Genomic DNA, 19,724 nt, shown 5'->3' with positions numbered 1-19,724 from the left:
TGAAATGGCATTTCGAGCTGAGATGCCATTTTCTTTATCAATAGGTAGTAAATGGTACTTGACAGAACGCAGTCACCCGCCTTTCAGGCTATTCAGGAAGTGCGCCTTCCATCCGTTCAAACGCACATTCTTGATAATGGTATTCCACTCCATTTAATTGAAGTTCCTCAACAGCCCGTTATTCGGATAGAGTGCATTATCGAAGCCGGTACTTGGTACGAAGAAGTGCCAGGTACCTCTTTTTTTACGCTGAAAATGTTATCGGAAGGAACGCTCGATCGCTCATCTGCCCAAATCAGCGAATACTTCGATCGCTATGGTGCCTTCCTGGAACTAAACAGCGGGCCTGATAGAGCCAGCGTTGTCGTCTACTGCCTGACCAAGTTTCTGCCCAACATATTGCCTATTCTGCGTCAATTGCTGACAGAGCCTACGTTTCCGCAGAAAGAACTGGACGATCTGCGAAACATCACGCTACAGAATCTACGGGTCAATTACGAGAAGAATGCTTATCTAGCCGGAGTACTGTTTCGGGAAAAACTGTTCGGACCGCAGCATCCCTATGGTCGTAGCCAGCGTCCTGACTCGATTGAGCAGCTTACCCAAAAAGATATCGTTGCGTTTTACGATCGTGTTATTCATAACCGGCCTTACCAGATTCTGCTGGCTGGCCAGGCGTCAGAAAACGAAATACTGTTAATCAATCGGGAGCTTGGGCAGTTGCCAATTCAGGAGAAAAGCCTTCCGCCAGTCGTTGCTGGGTTAAGCACGGAGGATGGTCAGCCAGTCCTAGCCGAGAAAGCAGATAGCGTTCAGTCGTCGATCCGGCTGGGCCGTCGGTTATTTACCCGGTCGCATCCTGACTTTTTCAAAATGCTCGTCACCAACGAATTGCTGGGAGGGTATTTCGGTTCACGGCTGATGAAAAACATCCGGGAGGAAAAAGGATTCACCTACGGAATCTCGTCGAATATGCCATCCTTTCGGCACGACGGTTATTTCCTGATTGGAACGGACGTCAATAAAGAAAATACGCAGCAGACACTGGACGAGATTCAAAAGGAAATCCGGATTCTGCAAACCGAACCTGTGTCGCAAACCGAATTGGAGACCGTAAAAAACTTCATGGCCGGTGAGTTTGTCGGTTCATTGAACACACCCTTTGAAATCGCTGATCGTTACAAAGTGATTTTATTAGACGGTATGCCCGCTGATTTCTTGACAAAATACATTGAACGACTACGAGCCGTAACTCCGGACGAGATTATGGAAACCGCCGTCAAGTATCTCACTGAAGGAAGCTTACGGGAAGTGATAGTCGGTGGAAAATAGGGCCATTTAGAAATTTATTGAGCGGTTAAATTGTTACAAAGCATATAAAGTTGTTGATTCCGTAACAATGACCTAATTTTGAGGTTACATTCCGTAATTCCGCCGTTCGTACTACTTGTCGCTTATCCGCTTTGCTAACAATCGTTTACTAAATCTGCGTTAATGAACGTTTTATTTATTAGTATTACCACAGTAGTAGCGTATTTGCTTGGTTCTATTCCGACCGCCGTTTGGTATGGACTGGGTTTCTTCGGTGTTGATGTTCGCCAGCATGGTAGCGGCAACGCTGGTGCCACAAACACATTCCGAGTGCTGGGAAAGCGGGCTGGTACAATCGTCATGCTGGTCGATGTATTGAAAGGATACACGGCCGCCATCATGGCTAATCTGCTCTGGTATCTCGATGTGATTACCCAGAACGAGATAATGACCTTCGAGATTGTATTTGGCTTAGTGGCGGTAATCGGTCACCTCTATCCAATATTTGCCGGTTTTAAGGGCGGAAAAGGTGTAGCCTCATTACTGGGAATGGTCCTTGCTATTCATCCCGAAATGGCCCTCCTCTGCATCGGTATTTTTCTGCTGGTAGTAATTGCCTCTCAATACGTATCATTAGGTTCTATTTTAGCCGCTCTGGCGTTTCCCGTCTTATTACTGCTTCGCGTTTTTGGTGAAAAAGAAAGTCCTTTACTCATCGTCTTTGGCTTTGTTGTGTTTTTGATGGTTGTGCTTACTCATCAGAAAAACATCGGGCGTCTGATGCGCGGTCAGGAAAACCGTACCGTGCTTATTCGGCTACGGAAAAAGCGCGGAGAATAAGAAACCTATTTATTGTTGATACTGAACGCCCCGACGTTGCACGAAATGTGCTTAACTTCGGGGCGAACTTTTTCTGTGTGCTATAGAAAATATGATTTAAGATAAACAGCTGTTTATCATACATAATACTATGACTACTTATCTTGACGCCAATAAACAGCGCTTTCTGGATGAACTCCTGGAGTTGCTCCGTATTCCTTCTGTCTCGGCTGACTCAAAATTTAAAGGAGACGTTCGGCGAGCCGCCGAATTTGTTAGAGATAAACTAGCGGCAGCCGGTCTGGATAACGCCAGTTTGTACGAAACACCTGGCCACCCGGTCGTTTATGCGGAGAAAATCGTGGATCCTGCCTTGCCGACAGTCCTGGTGTACGGCCACTATGACGTTCAGCCCGCCGATCCGTATGAACTTTGGCAGTCACCACCGTTTGAACCGACTATCCGTAACGAGCGCATCTACGCGCGCGGTGCCTGCGACGATAAAGGGCAGTTTTACATGCACGTCAAGGCAATCGAAGCGATGATCGCTACGGATGGATTGCCCTGTAATGTGAAAGTAATGATCGAGGGAGAGGAAGAAGTTGGCTCTGATCATTTAGGTACGTTCGTCGCTGAGCATCGGGATATGCTGAAAACAGATGTGATTCTGATCTCCGACACAAGCATTATTGCCAACGATACCCCTTCGCTAGAAACAGGCTTGCGCGGTCTGTCTTACGTGGAAGTTGAAGTAACGGGCCCAAACCGTGACCTTCATTCGGGCGTATATGGCGGTGGTGTTGCCAATCCGATCAATGTGTTGTGCGATATGATTGCCTCGTTGCACGACGAAGCGGGCCGTATTACTATTCCTGGCTTTTATGATAACGTCGCCGATTTAAGCGAAGCTGAACGTGCTGAACTGGCAAAAGCACCGTTTAATTTGGAAGACTATAAGCAAGATCTGGACGTAAACGACGTAGCGGGTGAAGCCGGTTATTCAACCAACGAGCGTACATCCATTCGACCAACGCTGGACGTAAACGGAATCTGGGGCGGCTATACCGGCGAAGGCGCCAAGACGGTACTCCCGTCAAAAGCATTTGCTAAAATCAGTATGAGGTTGGTACCGAATCAAACGCCCGACGAAATAACAGAGCTGTTCACGAAGCATTTTACTGCTATTGCGCCCGCGAGCGTGAAAGTTAAGGTGACACCGCATCACGGCGGACTGCCTTACGTAACACCAGTTGATTCGGTAGAATTTGAAGCGGCTAGTAAAGCCTTTGAAGACGCATGGGGCAAGAAGCCGATTCCGACGAGAGGAGGAGGAAGCATCCCGATTGTCGCGCTTTTTGAACGAGAACTGGGTGTTAAATCGATCTTGATGGGCTTTGGCCTGGATAGTGATGCGCTCCACTCGCCGAATGAAAGTTACGGCTTATTCAACTTCTATAAAGGGATTGAAACGATTCCTTATTTCTACAAAAATTACGCTGAACTAAAGCGCTGATCTTAATCTTGCCTTAACCGACGTGGTTGGTACAGCCACGTCGGTATAACTTGTATGTATTCTATGAATAAAATAGTACTCGCTTTACTACTCATTATTCAGTTTGGATCATTGGCATTCGCCCAGCAACCGGCTGCTCCAAAAACAACAGCTCCAGCTTCCCGGACGCTAACACCAGCTGAACAGCGCCAGAAAGAGAAGGTAGACCGCGAAGTACAGCGCGAGCGACAGATTCGCGCTGAGTGGGCGCAAAAACAGCGGGAGTACGAAGCTAAACAGGCCGAAAAAGAACGGCAGAAGCAAGCCAGGAAAGCTGAAAAGGAGCGTCAGCAGCAAGAAAAAGAAGCAGGCAAATCAAAGTCGGAACCAACGTCAACGCCCGTTACTCCTGCGCCAACACCTGTAGCTGAGCCTGCAACACCAGCTCCAGCCCCTGCTGAACCGTCTCGCAAAGAAAAACGTGAAAAACGCAGGAAAGAAACGCCAGCACCTGCTGTAGAAACTCCAGCTGCTAATCCCGCGCCGGTGCCAACTTCGCCAGAGCCAGCACCCGTTGAAGCTCCTAAAAAGGTAGAGAAAGTACAACGACCCAAGCGAGAACGCAAACCGGTTGTACAGACTGTCGATTCTGCGTCAGCTATGGCTCCTGTTAGCGATCCTACCGTCGCCAGACCACGCCGGGAGTTTTTGCCCAAAGGGCATCTTTTCGAGCCAATTTTACTTGATCCACTCGAAGCACAGACCTACGGCAGTGTTCTGCCGCTGTACTATACAGAAGGAAATAAGTACAAAGGAAGTATCGTTCCGTTTGCGTTCGGTTTTGCCAAGCCGTTCTTCCGCCGGACTACAGAGCCGGGCCGTTCAACAGAATGGGTGCTTGATCTGGCGTCATTTACCCAATTTGAGGCATTCCACGATGATAAGTTGAATAAAGCGCGTCGGCAGATCATGAATAATGACTACAAGATTAGTATCATCTACAATGTCCGTCGTGGCGCCAACAACTATCGTTTCCGTGTGTATCACATATCGTCTCACCTTGGGGACGATTATATCTACCGCAATCAGATCACGGCTCCGACACCTAACTCCGTCAATTACGAACAGCTTGATGTAACTTACAGCCGGAACGTCACCAACTGGCGGTTGTACGGTGGTGCTGGCATTGTGCTACGGAAAACAGAAGAACGTAAGCTCCTCAGTGCACAGTTAGGCGCTTTCTACAAAAAACCATCGGACAAAGCCGCGCGACTGGTTGGCGGAGCAGACATTAAGTTCTGGCAGCAAACCGATTTTCGGCCCGGTATTCACGCGGGTGTTGGGGTTGAGGTAGGCCGTACGCAAAACAACCTGACATTCTTACTGGAAGGTTACTCTGGTTTCCGTCCTTACAGTCAATACGAGAATCAGCAGACAGAATGGTTGGGGGTTGGTTTGTATCTGAACCCTTTCTGATTGAAAAGCTAGTCACAGTTTAAAAGATAACTATCCTGAAAGGTAAGGCAATACGACCGTTACAGGCGTTTGTCTTACCTTTGTGTTTTGTTTAACTCCATGAATTTAACAGCATTAACGGCGATATCACCCGTTGACGGTCGTTACCGGCGTCAGGTTGAGGCACTAGCCCCTTACTTTTCAGAATTCGGTCTTATTCATTACCGGGTTCGTATCGAGATCGAATACTTTATCGCGCTCTGCGAATGGCCGATTCCGCAACTGGCGGGCGTTGAACCGGCGCAGTTTCCGGCATTACGGGCTTTGTACGAAAACTTTTCGGAGGCTGATGCCTTGCGCATCAAGGAAATCGAAAAAACGACTAATCACGATGTAAAAGCAGTTGAGTACTTTATCAAAGAAAAACTGAAAGACTCAGCGGTTGAACCTTATCTGGAGTTTGTTCACTTTGGGCTGACCTCCCAGGATATCAACAACACGGCCATCCCCTTACTGCTGGATGATGCGCTGAATGTTGAAATTACTCCGCTTTATCGCCAGGTATTTGTTCGGTTACAGCAACTGGCCGAGCAGTGGAAAGATATTCCTATGCTGGCTAAGACCCACGGACAACCTGCATCGCCTACTCGTTTGGGTAAAGAGCTGATGGTGTTTGTTGAACGGATCGAAAAGCAGCTACACCTGCTGGCGGGTATTCCTACGGCAGCGAAGTTTGGTGGCGCTACGGGCAATTTCAACGCCCATACGGTCGCTTATCCGAACGAAGATTGGAAAAAGTTCGGGGATAAATTTGTCGAAGGATTGGGTATGGTCCGTAGTCAGTTTACCACGCAGATCGAGCATTACGATATGCTGGCGGCAATGCTTGATGCCTTCAAACGCCTAAATACAATCCTGGTCGATCTGGATCGCGATGTCTGGACATACGTGTCCATGAACTACTTCAAGCAGAAGTTGAAAGAAGGTGAGGTTGGTTCATCCGCCATGCCGCATAAAGTTAACCCGATTGATTTCGAGAATTCAGAAGGGAATCTGGGTATTGCGAATGCCTTGTTTGAACACCTTTCCGGCAAGCTGCCTATTTCCCGGCTGCAACGTGACCTGACCGATTCGACGGTTTTGCGGAGTCTTGGTGTTCCCTTTGCTCATTCGGTTATCGCCTTGAAATCATTGCTAAAGGGCCTGGACAAACTTGAACTTAATCAGGCTGCCATCCAGGCTGATCTAGAAGACAACTGGGCCGTAGTAGCGGAAGGAATACAAACGGTCCTTCGTCGGGAAAGTTATCCTCAGCCGTATGAAGCCTTGAAAGCATTGACGCGCACGAACCAGAAGATTACGGCTAATACGATTCGTGAGTTTATAAACGGTTTGGATGTCTCAGAATCAGTCAAAAACGAATTGAGAGCTATAACGCCGTTTAGCTACACCGGTCTGTAATAGAATGCACAGTGATAAATCAGCTGGAAGCCACTTCCAGCTGATTTACTTATCCTTTCGAAAGTTCCGTGGCCCGTGTTTGTGCCGCCTTGATACCATCTACGAGTGTATCGCTGAGTGAACCTGCTTCAAAGGCTCGTAACGCAGCTTCGGTAGTTCCCCCTTTGGACGCTACTGCTTTGATGAGATCGTCCAGCGATTTATCGGCAGTATTGATGAGATGATAAGCGCCCAGCATGGTTTGTTTAACCAATAAGGCTGCTACAGCGTCATCAAAGCCCATTTGCTTGCCCGCTTCGATCATCGCTTTGACAACATAGTAGAAATATGCTGGCCCGCTTCCACTAAGCGCTGTTACTGCATCAAGCATGGCTTCATCGTCGAGAAAAATAGACCGGCCCGTAGCGTTGATAAGATTCTCGACACGACGCAGACCAGCTAAATCAACTTCTTTAGCCGCCGTAAAGCCAGTTATGCCCATGCCAAGCATAGCGGGCGTGTTAGGCATAGCGCGAACAACAAGCGGGTGCTTTAACTTTTCCTGAATTTGTGCGATAGGAATACCGGCCATAATCGACAGAATGATTTGATTGGGCTGGATAACGCTTTGCAACGCTTCGTGGACACTGCTAAAATCCTGCGGTTTTACAGATAGAATAATTAAGTCGGTTTCGCCAACGCGCGGCCCGATGGTATCAACCACAACGCCTGCTTTCTCATTCTTCAACGCTTCGGAGCGATCAGCGCTTTTCTCAATCAGTAACAAGTCATCTTTTTTTACCAGATCGTACTGCAAAAACGATTTAGCAAAAGCCATTCCCATGTTGCCGCAGCCAACAATAGCAATTTTCATATTCCAATGAATCAGTAAGTATACGAATTAGTAACGGAGCGAGTGATGAAGCGGCAATCTTCTGTGGAAGCCAGATAGCTAACAAAAAGGGTCAGGTTGTGAGACCTGACCCTGCAAAGCTACTAACTTGTTGGCAACCTATTGTCCGCCTTTCAGGATTTCCTCGAGTTTCTGCTCTAAAGCGGGGCCACGAAGATCCTTGGCAATAATTTTTCCGTCTTTATCGAGCAAAAATGTCGCCGGAATTGCCTGAACGCCATATTGTTGTGCTGCCGCCGATTGCCAGAATTTCAGATCGGAAACGTGCGTCCAGGCAAGGTTATCGTTGCGAATCGCTTTTGTCCAGTTGCCTTTTGTCTGGTCGAGCGACACACTATAGATCGCAAATCCTTTGTCCTTGTACTTATTGTACATACGAACGACGTTTGGATTTTCCATCCGGCAGGGGCCGCACCATGACGCCCAGAAATCAAGCAGAACGTATTTGCCGCGCAAAGACGATAGCGGAACCGGGGTTCCGGTTGTGTCACTGAGCGAAATTTCGGGGGCTTGGGCACCGACCATAACTCCTTTTATGCGGGCTATGCGGCCAATCAGCGATTTTGCGTGTGGGCTGTTTGGATTTTCTTTTTCAAAGCGTTGCGCCAGCGCATCGTACGTATCAAAATCGTTTTTGATGTCGATAAAATTAAGCGCAAACAATGACGCAAGCGACGTTCCCATTTCGGGAAGCATGGCTTTTACTTTGTTGACAACATCCTGCTCAGCGGCTTGATAGTCCTGCTCGATCTGGGCAATCCGTTTGTTGTCTTTCTTTTCGGTAGCTGCGGCAACCTGCTTGTTCCAGGTTGCTACCTTCGCTTCCATATTGGTGCGCAGCGTCATGAGCTTATCGTAGTACTCCATGTTTTTGGAGCCCGTAACAGTTGCTTTTCCTTCCTGACCGGTTTTAGCATTCATTCGGAAGCCGTCGGCGGTCACGTTTAGCGTCTCGCCCCCTTCTACCAGCAAAGCCATTTTCTGACCGCCCCCTACATTCAAGACAAACACCTCGCCACCATCCGCTACTTTGTTCGTCAGGGTAAATTTGTTACCGGCGTCCACTTTTGCCGAATCCAACTTACGTGTCGGCTGCGAATTGGTTTCCAGATAAACAAAGCTACCCGGTGCTGCACTTTTTACCGTGCCTGTTACGGTAAACGGCTTTGTTGTTTGGGCATTGGTCGCGAAACCAATGAGTAAAAAACCAGCTACAGTCAAAAACAGGTTTTTCATGTTGTTTGTAATGTCTTCGTTACGAGTTCGTTCACCAATTTAGGGTCAGCAGAGCCTTTCGATTTTTTCATTACTTCGCCCACAAACATGCCTAGCAAATTCTTTTTGCCTTTGCGGTATTGGGCTACTTTATCCGGCCAGGCTGCCAGTACTTCTTCTACCAACGATTGTAACGCGTCAGTATTGCGATTCTGTATCAAACCCTGTGTTTGAGCCAAATCTATTGCTGTAGCAGTAGGCTCGGCAACCATCAACGTAAATACCTGCTGCGCAGCGGTTTGACTGATTGTTCCGTTATCAATGAGGGTAATCAGTGATGCTAAGCGTTCTGCCGAAATCGGAAACTGCCGTTCGCGTAGGGCCTTCTCGTTAAGCTGGCCTTTCACCGGGCCCATGACCCAGTTGGAAGCTGCTTTGTAATTGGCCGTATGGGCGCAAATTGCTTCGTAGTATTCGGCCAGTTCTTTGGAATCAGTCAGTAAAGCTGCATCGTAGTCGGGCAGCCCGTAGTGGGCCGTGAACTTTTGGTACAACTCAGCAGGAAGCACCGGCATTTTTGTCTGGATATCCGCCAGCCACGCGTCCGAAATAACGACGGGAGTAAGGTCAGGATCGGGAAAATACCGGTAATCGTTCATCGTTTCCTTCTCACGCATGGCGTAGCTTAGACCCGTAGCGGCATCGAACGTACGGGTTTCCTGCGTAATGCGTCCCCCCGATTCAATGACGTCAACCTGCCGTTGAAACTCGCTATCGACGGCGCGCATTACGTTTCGGATCGAGTTTAGGTTTTTAACCTCAACCTTCGTCCCTAATGTAGTTGTTCCTATCGGTCGGATCGAAACGTTGACATCGCAACGGAGCGAGCCTTCTTCCATGTTTCCATCACAGATGTCCAAATACCGTACCAGTCGTCGAACTTCAGTTAAGTATTGGCCTGCTTCGTCGGCTGTTCGGATGCAAGGTTCCGTAACCATCTCAATGAGTGGTGTACCAGCACGGTTGTAATCGAGCTGCGTCGCCCATTCATCGCCATCGTGAATTGACTTTCCAGCATCTTCTTCCAGATGGATGTGGTGTAACTGGATGGTTGTCTGATACAACTGGCCCGTTTCGGGATGCTTGGCCTTTACCGTAATGCCACCCCCTACACAAACCGGGCCTTTATCCTGCGAAAGCTGATAACCTTTGGGTAGGTCTGGGTAAAAATAATTTTTGCGGGCAAAAATGTTGTGGCGTGTAATCTCGCTACCGCAAGCCAATCCCATCCGAACGGCGTACTCAACTGCTTTGCGGTTTAGCTTCGGCAGCGTGCCTGGATGGGCAAGCGTAATAACACTAATATTGGTATTCGGCTCAGCACCGAACGCATTCGCGTCGGCAGCAAAAATTTTGCTTTGGGTTAATAGCTGGCAGTGTACCTCAAGGCCAATGACCGCTTCGTAGCGGGTTTTGGCTGCTTGTGCCAGCACCTCTGGCGATGAGTTCGCTTCGGCTACCATTGACAGAAACTATATGATTTACAGCAAAGATAGCGAAAAGGCAGGCAGGGCTGGCTACCAGTAAGGTGATAACTTACAAAGAGCCGTTTGCTTCGTTAAATAACGTTGAGTCGGAACTTCAGATACGTTTGGGCCAGCAGGGCAAACTTTTGGGGGTTCGGCACGCGAATCCGCTCGTTTTGTATTCGGGAAGCGGGCAATTGCTTGATCTTGTTAAATAGCGTCTGGTAATAAGCGTAAGCCAGATAAACGCCTAGTCGAGCCCCTCGTGGCAGATTCAGAATGCCCTTATAGGCTTCATCGAAATCGCGCTGAATGTCATCTTCAATTAGTTGCTTGGTGTCACGGCCAAACTCACTAAAATTGACGCCGGGAAAATACGTTCGGCCCCGATCGACAAAATCACTTTTCAGATCACGAAGGAAGTTTACTTTTTGAAAAGCCGAACCAAGTTTTCGAGCGGGTTCGCAAAGTCGATCAAATTCAGAGTGATTTCCCTCACAGAAAACGCGCAGGCACATTAGGCCAACTACTTCGGCAGAACCGTAAATGTATTCGTTATAGCCCTCGGCATCGTAATCCTGAAAGTACAGGTCCATCTCCATACTTTTCAAGAATGATTCGATCAGTTCGTGTTCAATCTTATACTGTTTTACAACGAGTTGGAAAGATTGCAGAATCGGATTTAGACTGATTCCCTCTTCGATTGCCTGGTAAGTATCAAACTTGAAGCGATCGAGCAGCGTCTTCTTGTCGTATTCATGGAATGTGTCGACAATTTCGTCAGCGTACCGAACAAATCCATAGATGGCGTAGATCGGCAAATGAAATTTGCGGTCCAGCGTTTTAATGCCTAGAGTAAACGACGTACTGTAATGTTCTGTAATTAGCTTACTACATTTCAGTGCGGTTGTGTTGAACAACGCCATCATAGATTGAGCAGGAGGGGTTAGATCTATTAGTTGAAAAAATCTTTTTCTACCTCATCGGCAACGACGAGACCTGAGATGAGAGATGGTGGAACTCCTGGGCCCGGAACGGTTAGCTGACCCGTGTAGAACAGATTGTTCACTTTTTTGTTTTTTAACGATGGCTTGAGCAGGGCCGTTTGTTTAAGTGTGTTTGCCAGACCGTACGCATTTCCCCGGAAAGCGTTATAATCGCTCTTAAAGTCCTTATGAGCATAACTCCGCTTATAGACAACATAACTGCGAACGTCTTCACCTACGTAGGCTTCCAGCCGATCCATGATAAGATTGAAGTAGCGTTCGCGTGTGGCTTCGTCGTCGGTCAGGTCAGGCGCTACAGGGATCAGTAAAAATAAGTTCTCGCACCCTTCAGGAGCGACAGATGGGTCCGTTTTGGATGGGGCTGATGCGTAGAAAAGCGGTTTTGTTGGCCAACGGGGCGTTTCGTAGATCTCCTGCGCGTGCAACGAAAAGTCCTCATCAAAAAACAAGTTATGATGTTGCAAACGCGGGACCCGCTTGTTTACGCCCAGGTAGAATAGAAGTGAGGAAGGTGCCATAACCCGCGTCTGCCAGTACCGATCGTCGTAGTTACGGTAAGCCGCATCTACCAGATTTGTCTCAACGTGATTATAATCAGCTCCGGCCACAACCACGTCTGTCTCAAAGATACCCTGATCGGTAACCACACGGTGTGCTCGTCCATGCGTAACACCGATTTCTTGTACAGTCTGGTTCAGTAGTATTTTGACGCCTTTTTCCTCGGCTAAGCTAACCATTGCTTTGACTATCTCGTGCATTCCACCCATCGGATACCAAGTACCCATCGCCATTTCCGCGTAGTTCATCAGGCTGTACATAGCAGGTGTGTTGCCAGGTGTAGCACCAAGAAATAAGACTGGAAATTCAATGATCTCCAACAAACGAGAATTTTTAAAGAATTTCCGGGCGTGACTGGCAAAGGATTGGAAGACGTCGAGTCGAGTAACGTCGTAAAGCAATTTTAGACTTAAAAACTCCGTAATAGAACGGCTTGGCTTCCAGACAAACTTGTTCATACCAACATCGTACTTATACGACGCTTGTTTCAGGAATTCACGTAGGCGGAGAGCGCTACCGGGCTCTATCTGTTCGAAAAGCTTTTCTAAATTTTCCTGACCAGCAGGTAGGTCAATGGCCTCGTCAGCACTAAATACAACGGTATAAGAAGGATCAAGCCGAACTAGGTTATAATAATCGGACGGCTTTTTGCCGAAGCGGGCAAAATAGTTTTCAAATACGTCGGGCATCCAGTACCAACTAGGTCCCATGTCGAACGTAAATCCGTCGGCTCGAAAAACCCGTGCTCTCCCGCCGGGCATATTATTTTTTTCAAGTATCGTAACATCGTAGCCCTTATCGGCTAAGCTGGTTGCAGCGGCTAGTCCGGCAAATCCGGCACCGATAACGAGGACGCGCTGAGGCATTACAGAATGATTGATTGAGGAACTGGCTACACGAGTAAGTGGCTAGTTAACCTTTTTGTTTTAATACTTAACCATAGCGCTGACGTAATTGCGATGCCTATTAGATGAAATTCTGTTAATCTACTGCTTATCAAAATTTTATAAAACAAAAAAGTTGGGCAGAATCCTACCCAACTTTCCGAACCTTCCTCTTTTTTAACCAAAAACTACTCAATCAATACGGTTGAGACGGACCAAGGTCACAAAAGTCTCGCAGAAAACAATCTTATCTGCAAATATTTTTTAGCTGTTGAAGTGAGCGTATACCTTTAACTGGTCTTTCAGCTCTTTTCTTGCGATGTGGATGCGGTTTTTAACCGTTCCAATGGGGATGTCAAGTTTAGCGGCAATCTCATGGTATTTAAAACCACGGAAGTGCATCATGAACGGTGTTCTATATGTGTCATCGAGGCCGTTCACTGCCCGGTTGATGTCGTCTTGAGCGAATGACGAATAAGCTAGGTTATCCGTGCTGCTTTCTGTCGAGTTAATATAGTGTAAATTGTCTGTCGTGTCGATGAATGTATTTTTCCGAACCATTCGCTGATAGTTGGTGATGAACGTGTTCTTCATGATTGTATACAACCACGCTTTCAGGTTCGTACCATCTGTGTATTTGTCACGGTTGGTAAAAGCTTTCAGAAGAGTGTCTTGCAGCAAATCGTTGGCATCTTCAACATCTTTCGTGAGCCGCAGCGCGAATGGGCGCAACGATTTGGACACTTTTCCGATATGATGAGTGAATTCGAGCGCAGTCATGATTACAAATGTTTTTTGTTGAACCTGATTTGATAAGGTACTAGACAAAAAAGCAACCAGCCTTTGCTTATTTTGAATCATCTCCCTTGGTTAGCAGGTAACGGTCTAAAAAACAGCAGTTTACTGCATATATTTTTTCTGTGCCAGAAAAAGAAAACGTAATGGTTGATTAGTCCATTGTGGAATTATTCCCACATAGTGTGGAAAGAGAAGTGTGGAAGACTTCAACAAAACAAACGAGAAGTCCACAGTGTTTTCCCTAAGCTGTCAACTTACTAATTTAACAGAAAAGCCTCCCGCATTACGATGTGTTTGTAACGCAGAAGGCAATGGAAAGGGAGTTGGGAGACTATACTAGCCCTTCTTTGAGTAAGTCGTGTAAATGGATAAATCCCTTTACGTGATTGTTTTCGGTAACAATCAGCTGCGAAATATCCCGATCCCGCATTAGCTGGAGAGCAACCATGGCATATTCGTCAGCTTCAACGCATATCGGCATAGCGGTCATTACATCGCGCGCTCGAAGCTCCCAAAATGTATCGTGCTGATAGGCCATGCGACGGATATCGCCGTCCGTTACAATGCCTTCCAGCAGGCCATCGGCATTAATGACTGCCGTTGCACCTAATCGTTTTGCCGAAATCTCGAAAATTACATCTTTGACTAATGTATCAAGCAACACCTGTGGGCATTGGTTGTGCGGAAAGATATCAGCGACTTTTAGATACAACTTTTTGCCGAGTGACCCTCCTGGATGGAACCGCGCAAAGTCGTGCCGAGTGAAACCACGAGCTTCTAATAGACTGATGGCTAACGCATCACCCAGAGCCAACGCAACCGTTGTACTTGTCGTTGGAGCCAGATTCATAGGATCTGCTTCCCGTTCAGCAAAAGCCCGGAGCACATAGTTAGCATGCTGCGCCAGATAGGATTCGTGATCGCTTACTAAGGCAATTATGCGGACGCTTGTCCGCTTTAATAGAGGTAACAATACTTTAATCTCGGCGGTATTACCACTTTTCGACAGGATAAGGACAACATCATCCGCCTGAATCATACCTAGATCGCCATGTATCGCATCGGCTGCGTGCATGAACAGGGCGGGCGTGCCCGTAGAATTCATGGTTGCCACAATTTTCTGACCGATCAGTGCGCTCTTGCCAACACCGGTTACAACTAGTCTACCTGTTGAGTTGAGAATTGTGTCAACGACTGTGTCAAACTGGTCATCGAGTAGGTCAACTGCGTGACGAATGGCATCAGCCTCGGCTAGTAATACCTGCTGAGCAATTGTTTTGGAATTTTTTAATACTTTCAACATCAGTTTTCGCGATGAAGAACAGTTTGCTGTGTATATTCGCTTACTTTAGTAGCAAAGATACGGTAAGCGAATAGAGTAAAGGTAACTTTTGTACGATTTGTAGAATGATGCAGGTTGATCAGACGGTCCATGTGACCATCAAAGAGCGGCTAAAAGAGATTTTTGGGTATAGTCAGTTCCGGGGCGATCAGGAAGCCATTATTCACAGCATTTTGGCGGGCCGTAATACGTTCGTTATCATGCCTACGGGTGCAGGAAAATCGCTGTGCTATCAATTACCGGCTATTGTCAGTGAAGGCACAGCCGTTGTCATTTCGCCGTTGATTGCCCTGATGAAGAATCAGGTTGATCAATTAAACGCCTTTGGCGTGAACGCGCAGTTTCTAAACTCGACGCTTTCCAAGGCTGAAATGAACAAAGTAAAGAGAGACACGCTTAATGGTTCGCTTAAACTACTATACATTGCGCCGGAATCGTTGACAAAGGAAGAAAACTTGGATTTTTTGAAGAAAGCCAATATTTCATTCGTTGCCATTGACGAAGCACACTGTATTTCTGAATGGGGTCATGATTTTCGGCCAGAATACCGAAAAATACGCGGCATCGTCGACAACATCGGTAACTTACCTGTCATTGCGCTTACCGCTACCGCTACACCTAAAGTACAGCAGGATATACAGAAAAACCTGCAAATGGAGGATGCCAATCTCTACAAAACGTCCTTCAATCGTAAAAACCTTTACTACGAGATCAAGCCGAAGATCGACGCTAAAAAACAGCTTATCAAATACGTTAAACAAAACAAAGGCAAATCGGGAATCGTCTATTGCCTAAGTCGTAAAACGGTTGAAGAAATTGCTGAGTTGTTAAGCGTCAATGACGTTAAGGCGTTGCCATATCATGCCGGGCTTGATCCGCAAACCCGAATGGCTAATCAGGACGCTTTCCTGAATGAAGACGTTGATGTTATCTGCGCGACCATCGCGTTCGGGATGGGAATCGATAAGCCCGATGTTCGCTTTGTCATTCACTACGATGCGCCAAAATCGCTCGAAGGGTATTACCAGGAGACAGGCCGGGCTGGTCGCGATGGACTGGAAGGCAACTGCGTCATGTTCTACAGCTATGATGACATCGTTAAGCTGGAGAAATTCAACAAAGATAAACCAGTCACTGAGCGCGATAACGCCAAACATTTGCTGACTGAAATGGTCTCATATGCCAATCTGGGTGTATGCCGTCGTCGTCAACTGTTAGGCTATTTCGGTGAGTACCTAGAGAAAGACTGTGGTTTTTGCGACAATTGTATAAAGCCAGCCGAAAAATTTAAGGTACAGAATGAGGTTGTACTGGCTTTACAGGCCGTTCTTCAAACCGATCAGCGATTTGACGTAGCTCACCTGAGTGACGTACTGACGGCAACGAACAACCAGTACGTAACCAGCTATGAGCATAACCGTCTGGAAGTTTACGGCAAAGGTCGGGAGTTCAACGAAAGCCCTTTATTCTGGTGCTCGCTGCTAAAGCAGATTACCATTTACGGCTACATCGAGAAAGATGTCGATAATTACGGTATTCTCAAGTTAACGCAGAGGGGGCTGAACTACATCGAAGATCCGTATCCCATCTCGCTCTCGAAAGATCATGACTATGATCAAATTGTTGAGCAGAAAGAAGATGACGATAAGGATTCGGCACCTTCATCAGGTGGGGCCGCTTACGATGAGGAGTTGCTAGGCTTGCTGAAAGCGCTCCGGAAAAAGATCGCCAAAGAGAAAAATCTGCCACCGTATGTCATCTTCCAGGACCCGTCAATGGAAGAAATGGCTACGACCTACCCAACCACTCGCGAAGAGATGGCGCAAATCAACGGCGTCGGTATGGGGAAGGTGCAGAAATTCGGTCGTCCATTCATCGACTTGATAACCAAGTACGTCGAAGACAACGATATTGAGACAGCGAAGGATGTCGTTATCAAATCGACGGTCAACAAGTCGAAGGTTAAGATTTATATAATCCAGCAAATTGACCGCAAAGTCGATCTGGAAGAAATCGCCGAGTCGAAATCGCTTTCGATGGAGGATTTGATGGAAGAAATCGAGCACATTTGTTACTCTGGGACCAGACTTAACCTCGATTATTACATCAATCAGGTCATGGACGAGGACCGGCAGGACGAAATCTACGAGTACTTCATGCAGGCCGAGAGCGACAACATTGCCGTTGCCATGCGTGAATTTGGAGGAGATGATTTTACGGAACAGGATTTACGGTTGATGCGTATTAAATTCCTGTCTGAAGTAGCCAATTAAAACGGTTATCAGTTTTCAGATTTTAACGTGAAAAGCAAGTTGTACCGCTTAAACGCATAGAAAGCTGAGAACTGGTAGTTGAAAACTTGATGAATATACTAATACTAGGTTCGGGTGGTCGCGAACATGCGTTTGCGTGGAAATTGTCGCAAAGCCCGTCGTGTGATAAGCTCTTTGTTGCTCCGGGTAACGCTGGAACGGCGCAGGTAGCTACCAATTTACCAATTAGTTATAATGATTTCTCGGCAGTTGCCGACGCTGTACGGTCTAATGACATCAGCCTGCTAATTGTTGGCCCTGAAGAACCGCTGGTAAACGGTGTCGTCGATTACATTCGACAGCAACCCGATCTGGCTGACCTGCGAATCGTCGGCCCTGATGCACAGGGAGCTCAGTTGGAAGGAAGCAAAGATTTCTCGAAGCAGTTTATGACTCGCTACGGCATTCCAACGGCTTCGTCGCAGACGTTCACTGCGGCAACGCTTAACGAAGGATTAGCTTACCTGGAGAAGCATTCGCTGCCAATTGTGTTAAAAGCCGATGGGTTAGCGGCTGGTAAAGGCGTGATCATCGCCGAGACGGTAGCTGATGCTAAAAAGGCATTTTACGATATGCTCGATGGCAATAAGTTTGGCGATGCGGGCAGTAAAGTAGTCGTGGAGCAATTTTTGCGCGGTATCGAGTTGTCTGTCTTCGTATTAAGCGATGGCGTCAATTATAAAATTCTGCCTGAAGCCAAAGACTACAAGCGGATTGGCGAAGGCGACACCGGACTAAATACCGGCGGCATGGGCGCAGTTTCGCCAGTAGTATTTGCTACGGATACGTTCCTGCGGAAAGTAGAAGAAAAAGTGGTGAAGCCAACGCTGGCTGGTTTACTGAAAGAAGGGATTCAGTATAAAGGATTTATTTTCATCGGTTTGATGAAAGTAAATGGCGAACCTTACGTTATCGAATACAACGCCCGCATGGGTGATCCCGAAACCGAAGTTGTCCTGCCGAGGCTTCAAACGGACTTCGTTGAACTGATGGCGGCAGCGGCTGAGGGTACGTTGGATAAAATCACCATGCAGGTTTCGCCCCAGACGGCTGTAACAACCGTTGTGGTATCGGGTGGTTACCCGGATACTTACGAGAAAGGTAAAATCATTTTGGATCTGGAACGTTTGGAAGATGTAACGGCTTTTCATGCTGGGACGCTGGCTAACGGTGACCAGGTACTAACCAATGGCGGACGAGTACTGGCCATAACGGCTCAGGCTAATTCGCTTGAGAATGCCGTTCGAAAATCGCAGGAAGCGGCTCGAATGGTTCAGTTTGAAGGAAAGCAGTACCGAAAAGACATTGGTCTTGATTTGATTCGGTACGCTGATTAACTGGTTTGCAATTTACGGAATACAATGTGCGATCTTGGTACGGGTTATTCGGGAATTGTACGCCGTAATTTATAGATCAATATGGGTTGTAAATCCTGCACAACTGGCGGTTGTGGCACGCAGCGAGGAGCATCCGACGGGCCCGGCGGGGAACCGCAGAAAACGGCCACTGGCGGATGCGGTAGCGGAGGGTGCGGCACCGGAGGATGTAATAAGCTAAATTCGTTTGACTGGCTAAGCGATATCGCGATGCCGGGCTTAAAATATGACGTGGTTGAGGTGAAGTTCAAGGGTGGGCGAAAAGAGTACTACCGCAATGTTCACCAACTTGATCTAACGACGGGCGACTATGTAGTCGTTGAAATGCAATCGGGTTTTCACATTGGCGCTGTTTCGCTGCAAGGCGAACTGGTAAGGCTACAGGTGAAAAAGAAAGGTGTTAAAATAAACGATGATACGAAAGTTATTCATCGACTGACGACGCCTAAAGATATGGAACGGCACGAACAGGCAATCTTAAGGGATCTTCCTGCTTTGTACCGATCCAGAGAAATTATTCGCGAACTGAAGCTGAACATGAAATTGTCGGACGTCGAATTTCAGTCCGATAATACAAAAGCAACGTTCTATTATTCGTCCGAAGAGCGGGTCGACTTTCGGGAACTCATCAAGATGCTTGCCAGCGAATTTAAGGCTCGCATCGAAATGCGTCAGATTAGTTTGCGGCAGGAAGCGGGTCGGTTAGGCGGAATCGGGTCGTGTGGACGCGAGCTTTGCTGTTCAACCTGGCTTACTGATTTTAAAAACATTGCCACATCTGCTGCGCGGTACCAAAACTTGTCATTAAATCCGGCAAAGCTTTCGGGGCAATGTGGACGTTTGAAGTGCTGTTTAAACTACGAGCTAGACACGTACATAGACGCGTTGCGCGACATTCCGACGATTGATAAACCGCTTGAAACCCAAAAAGGACGCGCTTATCTGCAAAAGACAGATATCTTCCGCAAACTAATGTGGTTTGGCTACGGCACGGAAAGCACCTGGTATCCGTTGGCTATTGAGCGTGTTCTGGAGATAGCTGAACTAAATAAGCGGGGAATTATTCCGGAATCGTTCGATGTGTTAACGCCCATTGGTGAGAAGGAGCCTGCTACCGCTGCTGCCCTTAACAGCGATCTACAAAAGCTAGATGCCAAATACGCAACGCGGACGAGCAAGAAGAAAAAGAAAAAGCCGAAAGGAGCAGGGGATAAGGTAACTAAACCGCTCTCAAACGGTAAAGCACAGTAAGAATAACCCCGGTCATCACATGGCC

At 47.3% G+C, this 19,724-nt stretch carries 15 protein-coding genes; 8 read left to right on the top strand and 7 right to left on the bottom strand.

Annotated features, from left to right (window positions below; all coding sequences use genetic code 11):
* The first annotated feature begins 51 nt into the window (after positions 1 to 51).
* From LQ777_RS23485 to purB, 5 genes are all read left to right on the top strand, one after another.
* Positions 52 to 1,332, top strand: coding sequence for a M16 family metallopeptidase (locus LQ777_RS23485; protein WP_232560353.1), 1,281 nt, complete (start codon positions 52 to 54; stop codon positions 1,330 to 1,332).
* Positions 1,333 to 1,494: 162 nt separating this feature from the next.
* Positions 1,495 to 2,151 (top strand): glycerol-3-phosphate 1-O-acyltransferase PlsY, encoded by a 657-nt coding sequence (gene plsY / locus LQ777_RS23480; RefSeq protein WP_232560352.1) that lies wholly within the window; start codon positions 1,495 to 1,497, stop codon positions 2,149 to 2,151.
* 130 nt (positions 2,152 to 2,281) lie between these two features.
* The gene (locus tag LQ777_RS23475; RefSeq protein ID WP_232560351.1) at positions 2,282 to 3,643 is read left to right on the top strand and encodes a dipeptidase; all 1,362 of its coding nucleotides are present in this window, start codon (positions 2,282 to 2,284) and stop codon (positions 3,641 to 3,643) included.
* Positions 3,644 to 3,706: 63 nt separating this feature from the next.
* Positions 3,707 to 5,098: a DUF1207 domain-containing protein gene (locus tag LQ777_RS23470; protein ID WP_232560350.1), complete on the top strand. Its 1,392-nt coding sequence runs from the start codon at positions 3,707 to 3,709 to the stop codon at positions 5,096 to 5,098.
* Positions 5,099 to 5,197: 99 nt separating this feature from the next.
* Complete coding sequence (gene purB, locus LQ777_RS23465; RefSeq protein ID WP_232560349.1) at positions 5,198 to 6,538, top strand: adenylosuccinate lyase; 1,341 nt, start codon at positions 5,198 to 5,200, stop codon at positions 6,536 to 6,538.
* Between the two features lie 49 nt (positions 6,539 to 6,587).
* On the opposite strand, the gene proC is transcribed toward purB, so the two are convergent.
* The 7 genes from proC to LQ777_RS23430 form a co-directional block, all read right to left on the bottom strand.
* Positions 6,588 to 7,391 carry a pyrroline-5-carboxylate reductase gene (gene proC / locus LQ777_RS23460; RefSeq protein WP_232560348.1) on the bottom strand — a complete coding sequence of 268 codons (804 nt, stop codon included), beginning with the start codon at positions 7,389 to 7,391 and terminating at the stop codon, positions 6,588 to 6,590.
* 138 nt (positions 7,392 to 7,529) lie between these two features.
* Positions 7,530 to 8,666, bottom strand: coding sequence for a TlpA disulfide reductase family protein (locus tag LQ777_RS23455; protein WP_232560347.1), 1,137 nt, complete (start codon positions 8,664 to 8,666; stop codon positions 7,530 to 7,532).
* On the bottom strand, positions 8,663 to 10,168 hold the full coding sequence (gene gatB, locus LQ777_RS23450) for an Asp-tRNA(Asn)/Glu-tRNA(Gln) amidotransferase subunit GatB (protein ID WP_232560346.1): 1,506 nt from the start codon (positions 10,166 to 10,168) through the stop codon (positions 8,663 to 8,665). The genes LQ777_RS23455 and gatB overlap by 4 nt, the downstream gene beginning before the upstream one ends.
* 95 nt (positions 10,169 to 10,263) lie before the next feature.
* Entirely contained in the window at positions 10,264 to 11,100 is an 837-nt protein-coding gene (locus LQ777_RS23445) for a phytoene/squalene synthase family protein (RefSeq protein ID WP_232560345.1), read from the bottom strand.
* 26 nt (positions 11,101 to 11,126) lie between these two features.
* Positions 11,127 to 12,602: a phytoene desaturase family protein gene (locus LQ777_RS23440; RefSeq protein ID WP_232560344.1), complete on the bottom strand. Its 1,476-nt coding sequence runs from the start codon at positions 12,600 to 12,602 to the stop codon at positions 11,127 to 11,129.
* Positions 12,603 to 12,884: 282 nt separating this feature from the next.
* Positions 12,885 to 13,400 (bottom strand): RNA polymerase sigma factor, encoded by a 516-nt coding sequence (locus tag LQ777_RS23435; protein WP_232560343.1) that lies wholly within the window; start codon positions 13,398 to 13,400, stop codon positions 12,885 to 12,887.
* A 349-nt stretch (positions 13,401 to 13,749) separates the two neighbouring features.
* Positions 13,750 to 14,718, bottom strand: a complete 969-nt coding sequence (locus LQ777_RS23430; RefSeq protein ID WP_232562905.1) for a KpsF/GutQ family sugar-phosphate isomerase — start codon at positions 14,716 to 14,718, stop codon at positions 13,750 to 13,752.
* Between the two features lie 107 nt (positions 14,719 to 14,825).
* On the opposite strand from LQ777_RS23430, the gene recQ reads away from it, so the two are divergent.
* The 3 genes from recQ (at position 14,826) to LQ777_RS23415 (ending at position 19,699) form a co-directional block, all read left to right on the top strand.
* On the top strand, positions 14,826 to 17,033 hold the full coding sequence (gene recQ / locus LQ777_RS23425) for a DNA helicase RecQ (RefSeq protein ID WP_232560342.1): 2,208 nt from the start codon (positions 14,826 to 14,828) through the stop codon (positions 17,031 to 17,033).
* An 89-nt stretch (positions 17,034 to 17,122) separates the two neighbouring features.
* A complete protein-coding gene (gene purD / locus LQ777_RS23420; RefSeq protein WP_232560341.1) occupies positions 17,123 to 18,409 on the top strand; it encodes a phosphoribosylamine--glycine ligase in 1,287 nt (428 codons plus the stop codon).
* 81 nt (positions 18,410 to 18,490) lie between these two features.
* Positions 18,491 to 19,699, top strand: coding sequence for a PSP1 domain-containing protein (locus tag LQ777_RS23415; RefSeq protein ID WP_232560340.1), 1,209 nt, complete (start codon positions 18,491 to 18,493; stop codon positions 19,697 to 19,699).
* Positions 19,700 to 19,724: the final 25 nt, after the last annotated feature.

This window comes from Spirosoma oryzicola, assembly GCF_021233055.1.
GTDB lineage: Bacteria > Bacteroidota > Bacteroidia > Cytophagales > Spirosomataceae > Spirosoma > Spirosoma oryzicola.
Note: the sequence above shows the minus strand (reverse complement) of the source record. Positions and strands in the feature narration are given on the sequence as shown.

Excerpts from the sequence above, each read along its gene's own strand:
- LQ777_RS23485 (WP_232560353.1), top strand. The coding sequence starts at position 52 with ATGGTACTTGACAGAACGCAGTCACCCGCCTTTCAGGCTATTCAGGAA.
- plsY (WP_232560352.1), top strand. The coding sequence starts at position 1,495 with ATGAACGTTTTATTTATTAGTATTACCACAGTAGTAGCGTATTTGCTT.
- LQ777_RS23475 (WP_232560351.1), top strand. The coding sequence starts at position 2,282 with ATGACTACTTATCTTGACGCCAATAAACAGCGCTTTCTGGATGAACTC.
- LQ777_RS23470 (WP_232560350.1), top strand. The coding sequence starts at position 3,707 with ATGAATAAAATAGTACTCGCTTTACTACTCATTATTCAGTTTGGATCA.
- purB (WP_232560349.1), top strand. The coding sequence starts at position 5,198 with ATGAATTTAACAGCATTAACGGCGATATCACCCGTTGACGGTCGTTAC.
- proC (WP_232560348.1), bottom strand. The coding sequence starts at position 7,391 with ATGAAAATTGCTATTGTTGGCTGCGGCAACATGGGAATGGCTTTTGCT.
- LQ777_RS23455 (WP_232560347.1), bottom strand. The coding sequence starts at position 8,666 with ATGAAAAACCTGTTTTTGACTGTAGCTGGTTTTTTACTCATTGGTTTC.
- gatB (WP_232560346.1), bottom strand. The coding sequence starts at position 10,168 with ATGGTAGCCGAAGCGAACTCATCGCCAGAGGTGCTGGCACAAGCAGCC.
- LQ777_RS23445 (WP_232560345.1), bottom strand. The coding sequence starts at position 11,100 with ATGATGGCGTTGTTCAACACAACCGCACTGAAATGTAGTAAGCTAATT.
- LQ777_RS23440 (WP_232560344.1), bottom strand. The coding sequence starts at position 12,602 with ATGCCTCAGCGCGTCCTCGTTATCGGTGCCGGATTTGCCGGACTAGCC.
- LQ777_RS23435 (WP_232560343.1), bottom strand. The coding sequence starts at position 13,400 with ATGACTGCGCTCGAATTCACTCATCATATCGGAAAAGTGTCCAAATCG.
- recQ (WP_232560342.1), top strand. The coding sequence starts at position 14,826 with ATGATGCAGGTTGATCAGACGGTCCATGTGACCATCAAAGAGCGGCTA.
- purD (WP_232560341.1), top strand. The coding sequence starts at position 17,123 with ATGAATATACTAATACTAGGTTCGGGTGGTCGCGAACATGCGTTTGCG.
- LQ777_RS23415 (WP_232560340.1), top strand. The coding sequence starts at position 18,491 with ATGGGTTGTAAATCCTGCACAACTGGCGGTTGTGGCACGCAGCGAGGA.